A 17,217-nucleotide genomic window follows, 5' to 3' on the forward strand; every position below is an offset into this window, starting at 1 on the left:
CGATGACCTCCACATTCTTCAGACACACTGGCTTCGCACGCACCGACGCCTCCGGCAGCGCCGCAACACCGTCGCGCCTTCTGCTGACCCGGCGCACCGCACTGTCAGCCCTGGCCGCCTCCGCCACCGCCCTGACCCTGGGCGCCTGCGCCCAGGGATCTTCCAGCACAGGAGCCAGCACCGACTCCAGCACGATCGACTACTGGCTCTGGGACGCCAGCCAGCTGCCCGGATACCAGCAGTGCGCAGACGTCTTCGAGGAGAAGACCGGGATCAGGGTGCGCATCACCCAGCTCGGCTGGGACGACTACTGGACCAAGCTGACCGCAGGCCTCCTGGCGGGAACCGCCCCGGACGTCTTCACCGACCACATCGCCCGGTTCGCCCAGCTCGCGGACCTGGACGTCCTGGTCCCCCTGGAGGAGCAGCCCGCCTGGGCCGAGGTTGACGAGTCGGCCTTCCAGGAGGGTCTGATCGACCTGTGGAAGGGCGAGGACGGCCACCAGTACGGCTGCCCCAAGGACTGGGACACCGAGGCCGTCTTCTACAACAAGGACATGGTGGCCGAGGCCGGCCTGACCGAGGAGGACCTGGCGACCTGGGAATGGAACCCTGATGACGGGGGCACCTTCGAGAAGGTCCTGGCCAGGCTCACCGTGGACCGCAACGGCGTGCGCGGGGACGAGGAAGGCTTCGACCCTGCACATGTCGCCACCTACGGCATCGGTATCCAGGACTCCGGCGGCTCTGACGGCCAGACCCAGTGGAGCCCCTTCACCGGTTCCCTGGGGAGCTGGATGTACACCGACCAGGAGACCTGGGGCACCCGCTACCGCTATGACGACCCCGAGTTCCAGAAGACCATCGACTGGTACTTCGGCCTGGTGCGCAAGGGATACATGAATCCCAACGGCGCCTTCTCCGACGCCACTGGCACCGATGTCCAGATCGGCTCGGGAAAGGTGGCCCTGGCGATCCACGGCGCCTGGATGTTCAACACCTTCGCGGGCCTGGACGTCAGTATCGGGATCACCACGACCCCCAGGGGACCCAGCGGCACCTCCGCCTCCCTGTTCAACGGGCTGGGAGACTCGATCGTCAAGCAGTCCACGAAGATCGAGGCCGCCTCCAAGTGGGTGGCGTTCCTGGGCACCGCTGAAGCGCAGGACATTATCGCCGCCCAGGGCGTGGTCTTCCCGGCGATCGCCTCGTCCACCCAGAAGGCTGTGGCCGTGTTCGAGGAGACGGGCCTGCCCACGCAGCCCTTCACCCAGCACGTGGAGGAAGGCACCACCTTCTTCTTCCCCCTGACCTACTTTGGCTCCGACGTCACCGCGATCATGACGCCCGCGATGGAGGACGTGTGGGCCAACGGGGTCCCGGCCTCCTCCCTCACCGGGTACAACGAGCAGGTGAACCTGCTCTTCGAGACCTCCACGCACGAGGACGAGGGGTAGCCGACAGCCGGACTGCACCTGACGCCACCACTGGGCACCGCCACGGTGCTCACGCGAGAGGCAGCATGCAGCTCGCCCCGGTAGCCCCTGAAAAAGGGGCACCGGGGCGAACGCATCTCAGGGCACCCTTACGCGAGCTCCTCCTCAGAGTCGTCTCCGGCCTCCGGAACCGCCAGGGCGACGGCACGCAGGCTCAACTCGCGGCCGTACCCCTTGCGTCCCAGGTAGGCGATGAGACGCCGCCTACACACGGCAGTCGGAAGATCGGTCATGGTGGCCGCACGCCTGCGTGCCAGGCGCAGCGCTGCCGCCTCCTCGTCCTCAGGCGTGATCTGCTCCAGGGCGCAGGAGACGGCCGCCTCCTCTACACCCTTGCGCCGCAGCTCCTCGGCGACAGCCCGCCTTGCCACGCCTTTCTCTGCGAACCGCGTGCGAGCCAGGGTGGCGGCATAGGCCTGGTCGTCAACAACTCCCGCCGCCTCCAGCCGGTCCAGGACCTCTGCGGCGACAGAGGGGTCCACGTCCTTGCGCTCCAGCAGGGAGGCCAGGGCGGCCCGGGGCACCGCGCTGCGATCGAGGCGGCGCAGGACGATATCACGGGCGGCCTCGACCTCCTCGGTACGGGAGTCCGCAGTAAGCCACGGCATCAGAAGCCGCCCGCGTCCTCGCCGAAGATGGTCTCTGCGGCCTCTGCGGGGCCCGTGGAGGGCTTGGCGGCTGCTGCCGTCACAGCCTCCGTGGCCTGTCTGCCACCGCCTCTGGTGGCAGGACCCTTGGCCCGTCCTGCGGGCTCCCGCGAGGTCTTCCTGCCCCGCCCCCGCGCTCGCGCCGTCTCAGCGGGTGGGTCAGTCTGGGGCGAGACGGCTGCACCCCCGCCCGCGGCCTGAAGGGCGGCCTGTGCCTCCTCCTGGGCGGCCTCCTCACGAGCCCGGCGCCCGGGCTCGCCAATGCCCAGGGCAGCCAGGATCTTCTCCTCGATCTCCGCAGCGAGCTGGGGTTATCCTTGAGAAAGGCTCGCGCATTCTCCTTGCCCTGCCCCAGCTGGTCTTCCCCATAGGTAAACCAGGCACCGGACTTGCGCACTACCGCGTGCTCGACCCCCAGGTCCAGCAAGCTCCCCTCCCGGGAGATCCCCTGGCCGTAGAGGATGTCGAACTCAGCCTGCTTGAAGGGCGGGGCCATCTTGTTCTTGACAACCTTGACCCGGGTCCGGTTGCCCACGGGCTGGTCACCGTCCTTGAGGGTCTGGGTACGGCGCACGTCCAGGCGCACCGAGGAGTAGAACTTCAGCGCCTTACCACCGGTGGTGGTCTCCGGGTTACCGAAGAAGACGCCGATCTTCTCCCGCAGCTGGTTGATAAAGATCGCCGTGGTGCCTGTCGAGGACAGCGCTCCGGTGATCTTGCGCAGTGCCTGGCTCATCAGCCGGGCCTGCAGACCGACGTGGGAGTCCCCCATCTCCCCTCGATCTCAGCCTTGGGCACCAGGGCGGCCACGGAGTCGATGACAATAATGTCCAGTCCTCCCGAGCGCACCAGCATGTCGGTGATCTCCAGGGCCTGCTCACCAGTGTCAGGCTGGGAGACCAGGAGGTTGTCGATGTCCACCCCAGGGCCTGGGCGTAGACCGGGTCCAGGGCGTGCTCGGCGTCGATGAAGGCCGCGTTGCCACCGGCAGCCTGCGCGCTGGCCACGGCGTGGAGGGCTACGGTCGTCTTCCCCGAGGACTCAGGCCCGTAGACCTCGATAATACGGCCCCGGGGAAGCCCCCCCACACCCAGTGCCACGTCCAGGGCGACCGAGCCGGTGGGAATGACGGACACCGGTGGACGCGTGTCGTCGCCCAGGCGCATGACGGAGCCTTTGCCGAAGGACTTGTCGATCTGTGCGAGTGCGGTGGCCAGGGCCTTGGAACGGTCCTGGGTCTGGGTGGCTGCTGGCATGTGCTCTACCTCGGGTAGTCGGGCGGCTCTCAGCCGCGGCGGGCATGGCTGGTCATTGCTGAGGTCCCCTCGCCGGGGCTCGCAGACGACGGTATGCCTGACCACTGACACGTAAGGCTGCCCCTGGACATCCTGTGGAGCCATGAAGCAGCAGCGTCGTCTGTGGAGAAGAGTACCCGAACACGTGTTCGACTACGAGGCGTCCCAGACCGGCGTGTCAACGCGTCACAGAGTCTCGTCATAGAAGCGGGACCGCCTCCGGGAGTCGTCACGCAGCACCCACCGTTCCGCGTCACTTCGCTGTGTCTCGTCACACAAAGCGTGCCACACCCTCCGGGGAGCGACGCCGTCAGCCAGCGCCTCCACACAGGTCGCCCCCAGACCGGGCAGGACCAGGTCCTGCGCCAGGGAACGACCGTAACTGGAGCCGAAGACCGTCTCCACCGCCTCCCAGAACTCCGAGTGCCTCACCTAGGCCTCCCGCCACCAGCACGTCCGCGAGCCCCCGGACCGCGCAGACCCTCCCGGAAGACAGCGGCAGGTCCCCGGACCGCGCTCAGCGGCTCGGGGACCTGAGAACGCACCAGCGCGCAGCGGCGGGGAGGAAGGACCCAGGACGAGGTCAGCGCAGGGAGGCACTCTGCTGACGGATCAGCTCATCAGGGACAGTGTCAGGGATGACGACGCCCTCAGTCAGGGCGATCCTGTCAGAGACCTCACGCAGCACCGTGGACAGCGGCGCCCCCAGTGCCTGGCAGATCGAGGCCAGCAGCTCAGATGAAGCCTCCTTCTGCCCCCTCTCCACCTCGGACAGGTAGCCCAGGGACACACGCGCCTGGCTGGAGACCTCACGAAGAGTGCGACCCTGGTGCTGACGCACAGAACGGAGCACCTCGCCGATCTCCCGGCGCAGGAGAACATTGTCTTGCTTGGTCGTGTCCACGGCAGCAGCATAGCCCGTTGCGGACACGCCCTGCATCGGCATCTTGCTGAGCGGACGGGTGGTGCGGGTGCGAGTCACGTTGTTCATCATCTGGCACAACCATTCGCGTCGTGGATTCATTCCCGTCTTCGTCAACACAGCCTCCGAAGACGTCACAACGATCCTCACTGCCCTTCCTGAAAGAAGTCTTAAAAACCTCTTAGCCGCACCCTTGTCGTACAGTTGTGCACCTGTGTGCGGGACACCCCCGGCAACTGGCCCCTGTCAGCCCGGACCTAGACCGTGCACCTGCGCACAGGAGGGCGGCGCTGATCGGGGACGAGCCGCGCGGGCGGCCCAGCCCCTCCGTGCGCACGCTCCCGGAAGGTCAGCCCTCCTTGGCCTGCCGACCGCCCTCACCCGGCACACCAGAGGTCAGGAGCTGCGTCACCATCTCCAGTGCCCTGAGCGTCGTCGTGCACCGCACCTGGGTCCGCCCACCCGGAAGGTGCAGCTCCTGGAGCCGCGTACCCCAGCCGGAGACCACCGCAAGGTGGACCGTACCCGCCTCGTGACCGTCGGCACCGCCCGGTCCTGCGACACCGGTTGTGGCCACACCGAGGTCGGCACCCATAAGGCGCGACACCCCCGCCGCCATCTGCTCGGCAACGACACTGTCCACCGGGCCGACCTCGGCCAGGCGCACCGGGTCAACGCCGAGGACCTGGCTCTTGACCCTCATGGCGTAGGCTACGACGGCACCGACGAGCACACGAGAGGCGCCAGGCACGTCAGCAAGAGCAGAGGCCACCATGCCTCCGGTCAGGGACTCCGCCACCGCCAGGGTCAGTCGCCGTCGGCCAGCCTCGTCCAGCAGACGCTCCGCAGCCTGTCGCAGCTCCTCAGTCATCTCCTTAGTCACGTCCTTAGTCATGCCTGTCGTCATGGCTCCGCTCACCCCTGTTCCACCTGCGCACGGGACAGGGCCACCGCCTGACGCACGTAGTCCAGACCGGTCACCACCGTGACCACCAGGGCGGCGGCAATAACCCCGTAGAAGACCTGAACAAGGAGCCCAGCCACGAAGGCGGGCAGGAACAGATCCCAGGGAGCAAGCAGCCCGATCACCCCGGCCATCTGAAGGGTCGTCTTGACCTTGCCGCCACGTGATGCCGCCATGACAGCACGACGCAGCATAAAGAAGCGCATCACTGTGATCCCCAGCTCCCGCAGCACGATCAGCGCGGTCACCCACCACCACAGAGTTCCGTCAGCGCTGAGAAGGACGAAGGCCGACAGCGTCAGGGCCTTGTCCGCCACCGGGTCAGCCAGCTTCCCGAAGCTGGTTACCAAGTTCCGGGACCGGGCCAGCTGCCCGTCAAGACGGTCGGTGCCGGCCGCGACGCAGAAGACCAGGAGGGCAGCCACCCGCGCGGCACCTCCTGGAAGCAGCATGAGCCAGACGAAGACTGGGACAAGAAGCAGTCGCAGGATGGTCAGGACGTTGGCGATGTTAAGCAGGGGGACCTGCTCAGACTGCGGGTCGGGGCCCGTGGCCGGGGTAGCGCTCATCGGGGACAGCGTAGCCTCCCTCACTTCGCAACGGGGCCGAACGCCCCCGGCCCGGGCAGATGAGGCAGAAGGCGACAAGGCGTCGAGCACCACACCCGCCAGCGCGCCTGCTACGGCACCCGCCGGTACCCCGTCAGTAGCTCCAGGAGCTCCGGGCCAGGGCACCTACCACGAGGGACCACGACCGGTCAGAGACCAGGCGTCCTCAGAGTCCTCCTCGACAGAGTCGTCCCACGGCTCCGCCTCAGGAGCACCCGAACCTGCCTCCAGGGGATCCGTACTGTAGCGCCGAGGAGAGGAGGACGTGGCCCCACGTCCCGCCTCCTGCACGTCCCGGGAGGCGTCCTGCCCGGAATCCTCAGCCCCCACGGCCTCCGCGGCACTGCCCGCTGACTGGGTACCACTCCCGGGAGCGGCGGCGTCGCCCTTGATCCACGCCAGGGTCTCCTCCAGCTGCTCCGGGGCCACCAGGACCTCACGGGCCTTAGAGCCCTCGGAGGGGCCGACGACCTCACGCGACTCCAACAGGTCCATGAGCCGTCCAGCCTTGGCAAAGCCCACCCGCAGCTTGCGCTGCAGCATCGACGTCGAGCCGAACTGGCTGGAGACGATGAGCTCGGTGGCCTGCAGCAGCAGGTCCATATCGTCACCGATCTCCTCGTCGATCTGCTTGCGGGCCTCTGGGACGACGACGTCCTCGCGGTAGTCGGGCGTGAGCTGGGCCTTGACGTGGTCCACGACCTGACGGATCTCAGACTCAGTGACCCAGGAGCCCTGGATACGCACCGGTGCCGAGGCCCCGGGACCCAGGTAGAGGGCGTCACCCTGCCCGGTCAGGGTCTCAGCACCGTTCTGGTCCAGGATGACGCGCGAGTCCAGCTGGGAGGCCGTGGCAAAAGCCAGTCGAGAGGGCACGTTGGACTTGATGAGGCCGGTGACCACCTGGGCCACAGGACGCTGGGTGGCCAGGATGAGATGGATGCCCGCAGCCCGGGCCAGCTGGGTGATGCGCTGGATGGAGGCCTCCACGTCCTTGGGCGCGGTCATCATGAGGTCAGCCAGCTCGTCAACGACGACCAACAGGTAGGGGTAGGCGCTGATCTCCCGCTGGGAGCCGGGCAGCGGCTGTATCTCCCCGGCCCTCACCGCCTTGTTGAAGTCGTCGATGTGCTTGTAGCCGAAGGAGGCGAGGTCGTCGTAGCGGGCGTCCATCTCCCGCACCACCCACTCCAGGGCCTCTGCCGCCTTCTTCGGGGAGGTGATGATCGGGGTGATGAGATGCGGGATACCCTCATAGATTGTCAGCTCCACCCGCTTGGGGTCCACCAGCACCATGCGCACCTCCTCAGGAGTGGCACGCATCATGATCGAGGTGATCATGGAGTTGACGAAGGAGGACTTTCCTGACCCCGTCTGGCCGGCGACCAGCAGGTGAGGGGTCTTGGCGAGGTTGGTCACCACGTAGTCGCCCTCGACGTTCTTGCCCAGGCCCACCACCAGGGGGTGGGCCTGCCTCCTGGCCGCCGAGGATCGCAGGACGTCACCGAGGTTGACCATCTCACGGTCAGAGTTGGGGATCTCGATACCGATGGCACTCTTGCCCGGGATCGGGGTGAGCAGGCGGATCTCGTCAGAGGCCACCGCGTAGGCGATGTTCTTCTCCAGGCCGGTGATACGCGAGACATTGACCCCGCGACCGCGCTGGACCTCGTAGCGAGTGACCTGGGGGCCCCGGGTGTAGCCGGTCACGGTGGCGTCAACGTTGAACTCGGCGAAGACGGCGCTCAGGGCCTCGACAATGCGGTCATTGGCCTCCGTACGGGTGGCGTGTCCCGGCCCGGCCGACAGGAGGTCCTCCTCGGGCAGGCTGTAGGTGGAGCCGTCAGGCAGCGCCATAGAGCCTAGGGCTATCTGGTCGGCCAGATCCTCCGGGGGCTCTCCCCCGGCTCCCGTGACCTCGGGGGTCTCGACCGTGACGGCGTCAAGGTCGGTCGGTCCCGGGTCCGGGGCGGCCAGCTGGCTCGCGGAGCGCACGGAGGCTCGGCCCCCACGGCCACCCCGGCCTGCACCTGTCCGGGAAGCCGCCTGTGGTGAGGTACCCACGAGCGTCGTCGCCGAAGTTTGCGACCCCGCCAGCGCGTCGTCAGCCCTGGCGATGACCTGGGTCCCGGCAGGACCGTCATCGTCAGGACCGTCATCAGGGGCGAGGGAGCCTCCCGGGGAGCCGGGTCCAGGCAGTACCGAGGTGGACCCTCTTGCCTGCTGCCCTCCCCCACGGCCGCTGCCCGGCTGGAGATCATGCTCCACCGAGCGCCGACGGCGACCGCTTCCGCGCGGGCGCTGCCTAGTCTCCCCCGGCGTCTCCCCCGGCTCCTTCTCCTCTTCCGTCTCTAGGGCGGAGCGGAAGGCCTCATCACCGTCGTAGGAGTCCAGGACCGTCGTCTCGGCCGCCCGGGCACCTGTCCTGGCACCACGACCACGTCCTGCACCGTTACGCACGCGTCCCAGGGCGCGCCGGGCCAGCGAGTCCGCCCCCGTCCCGAGGCCGCCGTCCGCGGTGTCCTGCTCACGGCGCTGCTCACGGTAGGCGGCTGCACGCTCACGCAGCTCGGCCACCGTCGTCCCGGACAGGACGAGGGCGGAGAAGGCAGCCAGGAGGACAAACAGCAGGAAGGCACCCACGGAGGAGAACAGCACCACCAGGGGGTAGCCCACCACCCAGCCCAGCAGCCCGCCAGCGTCCTCCAGCCCGGCGATACCGTCGACAAGACGGGGGTTTCCTGTTCCTACCTGGATCATGCCGGTGACGGCCACAAGGAGCCCCAGGCAGCCCACCGCTACCCTGGCGTGGACCGCTCCAAGCCGGTAGGAACGCAGCATAGCCGTACCCAGGGCCGCTAGCAGCAGCGGCACCACCAGGCTCAGGACCCCTACGGGACCGGCGGCAACGTGGTGAAGCACGCCGCCGGCGGTCCCTGACACGCCAAACCACTCGCGCAGGCCCAGCAGCACCGCCAGGCCGATAATCGCGAAGCCCCAGGCTGTGCTCCAGTAGCGGCCGCCCGCAGGACCACCAGGCTCGTTCCCGGCGGGACCAGGAGCGGAGGCACCCCGGCCTGCCCCCCGGCCCTGGGACGCGGAGGAGGACGCTGCGGAACGGGAGCTGCTCACGGTTCGACGAGTGGCCATGGTGCTCAGAAACTATCGAAAACTGGTCGGGTATCGGCCTGCCACGCCGCCAGCCACCGGTGCGACCACTCACGTCCTGACCGGCAGCCTCCGGCGGGTCAGCCCTGACGCAGCAGGGCGTCGATCTCCTCACGTCGCGGCGCTCGTGCCGGGCCGACGCGTGCCACCGCCAGCGCCGCCGCCGCGTTCGCCCGGTAGGCAGCAGCCACCGGGTCCAGCCCGTCCATAAGACCCACGACAAGAACCCCCGTGTGAGTGTCGCCCGCTCCTGTCGTGTCCACGACGTCACGCGCGAAGCCGGGGACCTCGGCACGATCCTGCCCCACCGGCCACAGCACGCAGCCGCTCCCCCCGGTGCGCCACACCAGGAGGGCATCAGGACAGGCTTCCCGGATCTCCTCGATGGCACCCATCCGGGCAGCCAGCCGCGTCATCTCCAGGTGGTTGCCGGTCAGCAGGGAGGTACGGCGCAGCAGGGGAAGAAGCACCTCGTCAGGGATGTCCGGCTGGACCGGCCCGAGGTCGACAACCAGGCTCACCCCAGGGGGCAGAGCCAGGAGCCAGTCCACCAGGACCGCGCGGCTGCTGGGGTGCACCAGGTCGTAGCCCGTGGCATGGACCCAGTCCCCACGCATCAGGTCGAGGCGCTCCAGGTCCTCCCGCTGCGGCTCGGCCTCGACCCCCTCAGTGGTGACATAGGTACGCCGCCCCGAGGGCTCGATCAGCGTGGTGCAGGTGCCGATGTCCCCGACAAGCTCCTCGACAAGGAGCTCGATACCGTCGACCCTCATGGACTCGCGCACTTGGGCGGAGTTGGGTCCGGTCCCCAAGGTAGCGGCCAGGGCGGCAAACGTCCCCTGGCGGGCCACGGCAGACACGACCGTGTAGCCACCGCCCACCATCGGCCCCGAGGAGACACCGGTGACCGCACCTCCCGGAGCAGGGAAGCGCCCCACGTGCAGGGGCAGGTCGATCAGGACCGAGCCGGTGGAGATGAAGCAGGCTGGACGGAGCCGAGTCATGGTGGACGTCACGCCTCGATGACCACGGGGACGATCATGGGCCGCCGCCTCAGCCGCCGCCCTACCCACCGGCCCAGCGTGCGCCGCATAACCTGCTGGAGCGAGTAGGCGTCAGCACGACCGCCTTCCAGGGCCTGGGCCAGGGCCTCGGTGACGTCGGGAAGGACGTCGTCGAAGACGGCGTCGTCCTCAGCCATCCCCCGAGCCTGGATGTGGGGGCCCGCGAGGATCGTCCCAGTCTTGGTCTCCACGACCGCGTAGACCGACACGAACCCCTCCTCCGCCAGGATCCGGCGGTCCTTGAGCTCGGTCTCATCAATCTCCCCCACCGAGGCGCCGTCAACGTAGACGTAGCCGCACGGGACCTGTCCCGCGATGGCGGCCCTGCCGTCAACGAGGTCGACGACGACACCGTCCTCGCACAGGACCACTCGCTCCGGGTCGATTCCCGTCTTGACCGCCAGCGCGCCGTTGGCCACCAGGTGCCGGATCTCGCCGTGGATCGGCATGACGTTGCCGGGGCCGACGATGTTGTAGACGTGGAGCAGCTCCTCGGAGGAGGCGTGGCCGGAGACATGGACCTTAGCGTTACCCTGGTGGACGACCCGGGCACCCAGACGCATCAGCTGGTTGATGACACGGAACACCGAGTTCTCGTTGCCGGGGATGAGGGAGGAGGCGAAGACCACGGTGTCACCCGGCTCGATCGTCACCGAGCGATGCTCGGAGTGAGCCATGCGCGACAAGGCCGCCATGGGCTCGCCCTGGGAGCCTGTCACCATGAGGACACGCTCGTCAGGAGGCAGCGTAGTGACGTCACGGGGGTCGATCAGCACCCCGTCGGGCACCTTGAGATAGCCGCGGGCAGAGGCGATTCCCATGTTGCGCACCATGGAGCGTCCCACCAGTGCCACCCGGCGGCCGTGGAGCGCGGCGGCGTCAAGGACCTGCTGGACGCGATGGACGTGACTAGCAAAGGAAGCAACGACAATCTGCCCCTGGGAGTCGGCGAACACCCCGTCGAGCACCGGCCCGATCTCCCCCTCGTGGCCGATCATGCCGGGGACCTCCGCGTTGGTGGAGTCCACGCAGAACAGGTCTACGCCCTCCTCCCCGAAGCGGGCGAAGGAGCGCAGGTCGGTGACACGCCCGTCGATAGGCAGGGAGTCCATCTTGAAGTCACCGGTGACCAGGGCGTTGCCTGCGCTGGTACGGATCATGACGGCCATGGCGTCGGGGATGGAGTGGTTGACGGCCACGAACTCCAGGTCAAAGGGGCCGTAGTCGGTGCGCTCGTGCTCACGGACCTGGTGCAGGACCGGACGGATGCGGTGCTCAGCCAGCTTGGCCTCCACGAAGGCCAGCGTGAGCTCGGAGCCCACCAGGGGGATGTCCTCACGCAGCCTCAGCAGGTAGGGCACCCCGCCGATGTGGTCCTCGTGACCGTGGGTGAGGACCAGGGCGACAATGTCGTCGAGCCGGTCCTCAATGGAGGAGAAGTCCGGCAGGATGAGATCGACACCGGGCTGGTCCTCCTCGGGGAAGAGCACACCGCAGTCAACCACGAGCAGCCTGTCCTCGACCTCGAAGACAGTCATGTTGCGCCCGACCTCCCGAGTCCCCCAGGGCGGTGACACGCAGCGCCCCTCGGGAACCGGGTCGGGAGCCTTCAGTGCAGGAAAGTTCGTCACCTCGGAAGTGTAAGCCAGCCGGGAAGGTCCACCGAGCAGAAGAGCCCGGCACAGGTACGTGCCGTACCTGTGCCGGGCTATGAGGCAGTTTGAGCCTCCTGGGTACCCCCAGCCGGATTCGAACCGGCGCCGCCGCCGTGAGAGGGCGGTGTCCTAGGCCACTAAACGATGGGGGCAAGTCAGTATGAAACTGTGGTCGGAAGACACAACGAGTCCGCGCCCAGCACCACGGCGCATGACCGCAGTACCTCTGACTACGGCAGTTGACCGTAGTCGAGCATGTGCTCTGCCTCCGTACCCCCAGCCGGATTCGAACCGGCGCCGCCGCCGTGAGAGGGCGGTGTCCTAGGCCACTAAACGATGGGGGCAAGTCAGTATGAAACTGTGGTCAGGAGCCGAGGAGGCTCCGCTGGGGTACCAGGACTCGAACCTAGAATAACTGAACCAGAATCAGTCGTGTTGCCAATTACACCATACCCCACAGGGGAACCTCCCGAAAGCCGGTTGCTCCCGTGCAGCGGGTAGTAATGTACACGTCTGGTAACCCAGCGGCCAACTCGTCTCGGCGTGAGTGCAGCCACAGCGGGAGTGCGGCCCCTGGCCTCCTCCCGACTTCCAGGTGTCACCTAGAATCACCTCCGTCACACCCACTAGTCCCACTCCAGAGGTTCCCGTGAACACACCCACTCCCCCCTCAGGCCTGCGACGGTCCCGCCAAGCTCGTACCGCCGCGGCGTCGATGCTCCTGGCGACCACGCTGGTCCTGGGCGCCTGTGGCTCCCTGGGCGGCTCCGACAGCAGCACCCGGGCCGGCTCCGCTACCTCCGCCTCCCCGCGCTCCTCAGAGGAGACCCCAGCAGCCGAGGAGTCCCCGACCCGCTCCGGAGCGGTCGTGACCCGGCAGCCCAGCACCTCCACACCGACACCTGCTGCCACCACGCAGGCCCCCGCCGCCCCCACGCAGTGGCCCAACCCTGACGTCAAGTTCTACAACGAGGACGAGTCGATCTGGTATCAGGACGACAGCGTAGCCAATTCTGAGTCCGTCGGGGACGAGGACAACATCGAGGGGTACCGCACCAACAACCACGCCTGCATCGGCTACGTCGCCCGGGAGTCGGGCGAGGAGCTCTTCTCTCCTGACGGCAACGACAACTCCCTCAGCAAGAGGCAGATCGAGACCAAGGAGGGCGCGCTGGAGGACTACTCCGCCGACGACCCCGTCGTCGTGGACCTGGTCAGGGACGACGAGGCCACGATGGAGGGCTACGAGGCCACCTTCACCGCGACCTACGGGTCCGACCCGGTCGAGGGCCACCGCTTCGCCAGGACCGTGAGCCAGCAGGGCTTCATGTTCTCCGCCATGGTGATCTGCGACTCCGGGGCCGGCCTGACCACCGAGCAGTGGCACACCATCCTGTCGGGGCTGCGACTGGAGGGCATCGACGCCACACCGATGTGAGCCTCCCGGCTCAGTCAGGCGTCCTAAGCCCTGCGCCTTAATTAGCCCCGGAAATTAGCCCCGGATGCGCCCAGGTTCAGCCCAGACGCTCCCTCAGGGAGCGCAGACGGCTCAGGCAGGGGCGGCCCCAGGATCTCCATCGACTCGAACAACGGCGGAGAGACCTGACGCCCGGTGACGGCCACACGCAGGGGGCCAAAGGCAAGACGAGGCTTGATGCCTTCTCCCCCGGCATGCCCGTGCCTTCCACGATCGCCTCGCGCAGCAGCTCTTCGATCCGTGCTGCCGTCCACTGCCCGGGCTCCAGGCTCGCCAGGGCGGCGATCCCTGCGTCCAGGACGGCAGGCGCGGAGTCCCTGAGCCTGGCCACGGCCCTGTCATCGGTCAGCCTGGCGGTCAGCTCCTCATCACTAACAAGCAGGAAACCAAGCATCTCCCGGCTCTCGCGCAGCAGCTGGATGCGAGTCTGGATCAGCGGCGCCGCCTGATCTAGCACGGCCTGTTCCCGCGCGGTCAGGTCGGCGTACACCGGCGCGCTGACCAGCGGGGCCTGCGCCACCTCGCCAGCAGGGTCTGGATAGACGTCAGCGAGGTAGGGCACCAGCCGGTCACGGAACTCCTGCGGCGGAAGCAGCCTGATCTGCTCAGCGTTGATCGCCTCACACTTCTTGAGGTCAAAGCGCGCCGGGTTGGGGTTGACGTCACGCACGTCGAAGGCCTCGACCAGCTCACGGGAGGAGAAGACGTCGCGGTCGGCGCTGAGCGACCATCCCAGCAGGGCAAGGTAGTTGAGCAACCCCTCGGGCACCATGCCCCTGTAGCGGTGGATAAGCAGGTTAGACTCAGGGTCACGCTTGGACAGCTTCCTGCTGCCCTCCCCATGACGTAGGGCAGGTGGCCGAACTCGGGCACACCCGGGGCCCGGCCGATGGCCACAAGGGCACGGTAGAGAGCGATCTGGCGCGGTGTGGAGGACAGCAGGTCCTCCCGCGCAGGACGTGGGTGATCCCCATGGCGGCGTCGTCCACAGGGTTGACCAGCGGGTACAGCGGCTCCCCTCCAGCACGGACCACGACGTAGTCAGGCACGCTTCCAGCCCTGAAGGTGATGGGACCTCGCACCAGGTCGGTGAAGGTGATGTCCTCCTCAGGCATGCGCAGACGCAGCACGGGGCGACGCCCCTGGGCACGCAGCTCGGCCTTCTGCTCCGGCGTGAGGTCCCGGTCGTAGCCGTCGTAGCCGAGCTTGGGGTCCTCCCCCCGCTCGCGGTGGCGGGCCTCGATCTCCTCCGGGGTGGAGAAGGACTCGTAGAGGTAGCCCGCCTCCAGGAGCTCAGCGGCAACCTGGCGGTAGAGGCCCATACGCTGGGACTGCCGGTAGGGCCCGTGCGGGCCGCCCCGCCCCACCCCCTCGTCCCAGTCCAGGCCCAGCCAGGTCAGGGAGTCCAGAATCGCCTGGAAGGACTCCTCGGAGTCGCGTGCGGCGTCAGTGTCCTCAATGCGCAGCACGAAGGTGCCGCCCGTGTGACGGGCGTAGGCCCAGTTGAACAGACAGGTACGCACCAGACCCACGTGCGGGACCCCTGTGGGCGAGGGGCAGAAGCGGACACGGACAGGGGCATCGTCCCCGGAGGTGGGGTTGACGGAACCAGCCATGGCGGTAGCGGCTTCCGTGTCAGTCATGTCAGTCACCTCTGGCGCGTCGGTCGTCACGCTGGTCGTCTCGGTCACGGGAGCCTAGCCTAGCGGCGCACCGGCCACCCTAGTGCACCTGTACCTCAGGAATCCTCTCCGGGCCGGTAGACAGCGGTAGAGGCGGTAGAGTCGGAGCATGTCCGGTATGTCCGAGCCAGCATCCGTCCCTGCCCCGGGCTCAGCCACGTCGCTGACGCGCTCCTTCGACGCCCTGACCCCGGAGGTCATGCGTGAACGCGGCTCCCTGAAGTGGACCTACTACCCTGGTGACATCATCGGCGCCTGGGTGGCGGAGATGGACCTGGGCACGGCCCCGGCGGTGGCAGCAGTAATCCAGCGTTGCGCGCAGGAGGGGACTATCGGCTACCTGCCTCCAGAGACCGCGCAGGCTGCCTGCCAGGAGGTGGCTCGCTACCACCGCGAGGCCTTCGGGTGGGACGTGCCCGCAGAGGAGGTCAGCCTTCTGCCGGACGTGCTGTCAGCTCTCAATGCGGTCATCGCCTTCCACACCCGGGAGGGGTCTCCCGTCATCGTCCCGACCCCGGCCTACATGCCCTTCCTCAGCATCCCGGGCCACCACGGCCGCGACTGCCTACAGGTCCCGGCGCTGGAGCGGCGCAACCATGACGGCTCCCCTCGCTGGGAACTGGACCTGGACGGGATCGAGGCCGCCATGCGGCAGGGAGCCGGGCTTCTGGTACTGTGCAACCCCTGGAACCCTGTGGGGCGGGTCCTGTCCGCCGAGGAGCTCAGCGCCGTCGCCTTCCTGTCCTCACGCTATGGCGTACCCGTGTTCGCCGACGAGGTCCACGCTCCCCTGGTCCTAGACCCCTCCCTGACCCACATCCCCTACGGCTCCCTACCAGACACGGACCCGGCCCTCACGTACACGGCCACCGCCGTGTCCAAGGGCTGGAACATCCCGGCGCTTAAGTGCGCCCAGCTGATCGCCTCAGGGCAGGCCCGGGCACGGTGGGAGGCGGACCCCCGCAGCGCGGGACTGTCGCACAGCGCGTCGCTCCTGGGGGCGCAGGCAGTCCTCGCCGCGCTTCGTGACGGCCAGGACTGGCTAGCACAGGTACGCCGCTACATCCGTACCAACGCCGAGCTGGTGCGCCAGGGGCTGGACACCGCAGACGGCCTGGAGGTCACCCTTCCGGAGGGGACCTACCTGGCGTGGCTGGACTGCCGCGGCCTGGGGACGGACAATCCGGCGCGCTTCTTCCGCCGCCGGGCAGGAGTCGCCATGAACGAGGGCGTGACCTTCGGGGACGCCTGGGACGGCTTCTGCCGCCTCAACCTGGCCACCGGCCGGGCCATTGAGGCGGAGACCGTCCGCAGGATCGTCACGGCGGCCCGGCAGCGCCCGGTCAGCGCCTGACGACCGGGTTGGAGAACGAGCCGATCCCCTCGACCTCCACCTCCACCCTCTGCCCTGCACGGATCTCACCAACCCCGGCGGGCGTGCCGGTGAGCACCACGTCGCCGGGCAGCAGCGTGAAGACAGTGGACACGTAGGAGACGAGCTCGGCGATGCTGCGGACCATGTCCCTGGTCCGTCCCTCCTGGACCAGCACACCGTCCACACGGGCGCGCACCACCGTGTCCGCCGGGTCGAAGGCAGGCTCACGCCCCGGCTCCGGGACCTCGATCCACGGCCCCAGGGGGCAGGAGGTGTCAAACCCCTTGGCCCGGACCCACTGGGGCTCGGTGCGCTGGCAGTCACGCGCAGTGACGTCGTTGGCCACCGTGTACCCCAGGACGACGTCGGGCACGTCCTGGACGGAGACGTCCTTGGCTAGGGTCCGCACCACGACCGCCAGCTCTGCCTCATAGCTGACCTCACTGGTCCACCCCGGAAGGACGACCGGTACGTCAGGACCAATGACGCTCGTGTTGGGCTTGAGGAAGACGACCGGAGTCTCCGGCGGGCCGGGCTGCCCCATCTCCAGGGCGTGCTCACGGTAGTTGCTCCCGACACCAACCACCTTGGAACGGGGGATGACCGGGGAGAGAAGACGGGCGTCGCGCAGCTCCACCACCTCCCCCGTAGCCTCCGGCAGGGAGAACAACGGGTCCCCCCTGAGGACCAGGAGGTGGCCGTCACAGTCCCCGGAGGGAGTGGTCTCAGTGTCCGGAACTCCCTGGACGATGCCGTAACGCGGCTCGTCACCGGTAGAGAAGCGCGCAATCCTCATAGGGAGAGCCTAAGGCCTGCCAGGAGGCTGCCTGCCCCATCCCACCTGGTGGTGTTGTCGGCAGGTGC

Annotated in this window: 12 protein-coding genes, 3 tRNA genes and 2 pseudogenes; 3 read left to right on the top strand and 14 right to left on the bottom strand. The window is 68.0% G+C overall.

Translation table 11 applies throughout. The features are described from left to right. The first annotated feature begins 2 nt into the window (after positions 1-2). The gene (locus tag D5R93_RS08645) at positions 3-1,457 is read left to right on the top strand and encodes an ABC transporter substrate-binding protein (protein ID WP_119836116.1); all 1,455 of its coding nucleotides are present in this window, start codon (positions 3-5) and stop codon (positions 1,455-1,457) included. A 128-nt stretch (positions 1,458-1,585) separates the two neighbouring features. On the opposite strand, the gene D5R93_RS08650 is transcribed toward D5R93_RS08645, so the two are convergent. The 12 genes and pseudogenes from D5R93_RS08650 to D5R93_RS08705 form a co-directional block, all read right to left on the bottom strand. Then, positions 1,586-2,104 (bottom strand): regulatory protein RecX, encoded by a 519-nt coding sequence (locus D5R93_RS08650; RefSeq protein ID WP_120204765.1) that lies wholly within the window; start codon positions 2,102-2,104, stop codon positions 1,586-1,588. Next, positions 2,104-3,399 (bottom strand): annotated as a pseudogene (gene recA, locus D5R93_RS08655) (recombinase RecA). The gene D5R93_RS08650 and the pseudogene recA overlap by 1 nt, the downstream one beginning before the upstream one ends. Positions 3,400-3,624: 225 nt before the next feature. Then, complete coding sequence (locus D5R93_RS08660) at positions 3,625-3,870, bottom strand: DUF3046 domain-containing protein (protein WP_119836119.1); 246 nt, start codon at positions 3,868-3,870, stop codon at positions 3,625-3,627. A 151-nt stretch (positions 3,871-4,021) separates the two neighbouring features. After that, entirely contained in the window at positions 4,022-4,429 is a 408-nt protein-coding gene (locus D5R93_RS08665) for a helix-turn-helix domain-containing protein (RefSeq protein ID WP_279221425.1), read from the bottom strand. 280 nt (positions 4,430-4,709) lie between these two features. Beyond that, positions 4,710-5,231: a CinA family protein gene (locus tag D5R93_RS08670; RefSeq protein WP_119836203.1), complete on the bottom strand. Its 522-nt coding sequence runs from the start codon at positions 5,229-5,231 to the stop codon at positions 4,710-4,712. 44 nt (positions 5,232-5,275) lie between these two features. Further along, positions 5,276-5,893, bottom strand: a complete 618-nt coding sequence (gene pgsA / locus D5R93_RS08675; RefSeq protein ID WP_120204767.1) for a CDP-diacylglycerol--glycerol-3-phosphate 3-phosphatidyltransferase — start codon at positions 5,891-5,893, stop codon at positions 5,276-5,278. A gap of 165 nt (positions 5,894-6,058) precedes the next feature. After that, positions 6,059-9,082 (bottom strand): FtsK/SpoIIIE family DNA translocase, encoded by a 3,024-nt coding sequence (locus D5R93_RS08680; RefSeq protein ID WP_120204769.1) that lies wholly within the window; start codon positions 9,080-9,082, stop codon positions 6,059-6,061. 98 nt (positions 9,083-9,180) lie between these two features. Next, positions 9,181-10,104 (bottom strand): PfkB family carbohydrate kinase, encoded by a 924-nt coding sequence (locus tag D5R93_RS08685; protein WP_119836204.1) that lies wholly within the window; start codon positions 10,102-10,104, stop codon positions 9,181-9,183. Positions 10,105-10,112: 8 nt separating this feature from the next. Beyond that, positions 10,113-11,795 (bottom strand): ribonuclease J, encoded by a 1,683-nt coding sequence (locus D5R93_RS08690; RefSeq protein ID WP_120204771.1) that lies wholly within the window; start codon positions 11,793-11,795, stop codon positions 10,113-10,115. A gap of 103 nt (positions 11,796-11,898) precedes the next feature. Then, a tRNA-Glu gene (locus D5R93_RS08695) sits at positions 11,899-11,971 on the bottom strand. A 119-nt stretch (positions 11,972-12,090) separates the two neighbouring features. Further along, positions 12,091-12,163 (bottom strand) — tRNA-Glu (locus D5R93_RS08700). Positions 12,164-12,204: 41 nt separating this feature from the next. Continuing rightward, positions 12,205-12,276, bottom strand: a tRNA-Gln gene (locus D5R93_RS08705). A 192-nt stretch (positions 12,277-12,468) separates the two neighbouring features. On the opposite strand from D5R93_RS08705, the gene D5R93_RS08710 reads away from it, so the two are divergent. Further along, positions 12,469-13,257 carry a hypothetical protein gene (locus tag D5R93_RS08710; RefSeq protein ID WP_147392859.1) on the top strand — a complete coding sequence of 263 codons (789 nt, stop codon included), beginning with the start codon at positions 12,469-12,471 and terminating at the stop codon, positions 13,255-13,257. A 76-nt stretch (positions 13,258-13,333) separates the two neighbouring features. Here D5R93_RS08710 and gltX read toward each other — a convergent pair. Beyond that, a pseudogene (gene gltX, locus D5R93_RS08715) lies at positions 13,334-14,822 on the bottom strand (glutamate--tRNA ligase). 265 nt (positions 14,823-15,087) lie between these two features. Between gltX and D5R93_RS08720 the strand changes: the two are divergent. Then, a complete protein-coding gene (locus D5R93_RS08720) occupies positions 15,088-16,332 on the top strand; it encodes a MalY/PatB family protein (protein WP_310732072.1) in 1,245 nt (414 codons plus the stop codon). Here D5R93_RS08720 and D5R93_RS08725 read toward each other — a convergent pair. Next, positions 16,322-17,149 (bottom strand): fumarylacetoacetate hydrolase family protein, encoded by an 828-nt coding sequence (locus tag D5R93_RS08725; RefSeq protein WP_119836124.1) that lies wholly within the window; start codon positions 17,147-17,149, stop codon positions 16,322-16,324. The two genes, D5R93_RS08720 and D5R93_RS08725, sit on opposite strands and share 11 nt — an antisense overlap. Between the last annotated feature and the right edge of the window lie 68 nt (positions 17,150-17,217).

This window comes from Actinomyces lilanjuaniae (assembly GCF_003606385.1).
Classification (GTDB): Bacteria; Actinomycetota; Actinomycetes; order Actinomycetales; family Actinomycetaceae; genus Actinomyces; species Actinomyces lilanjuaniae.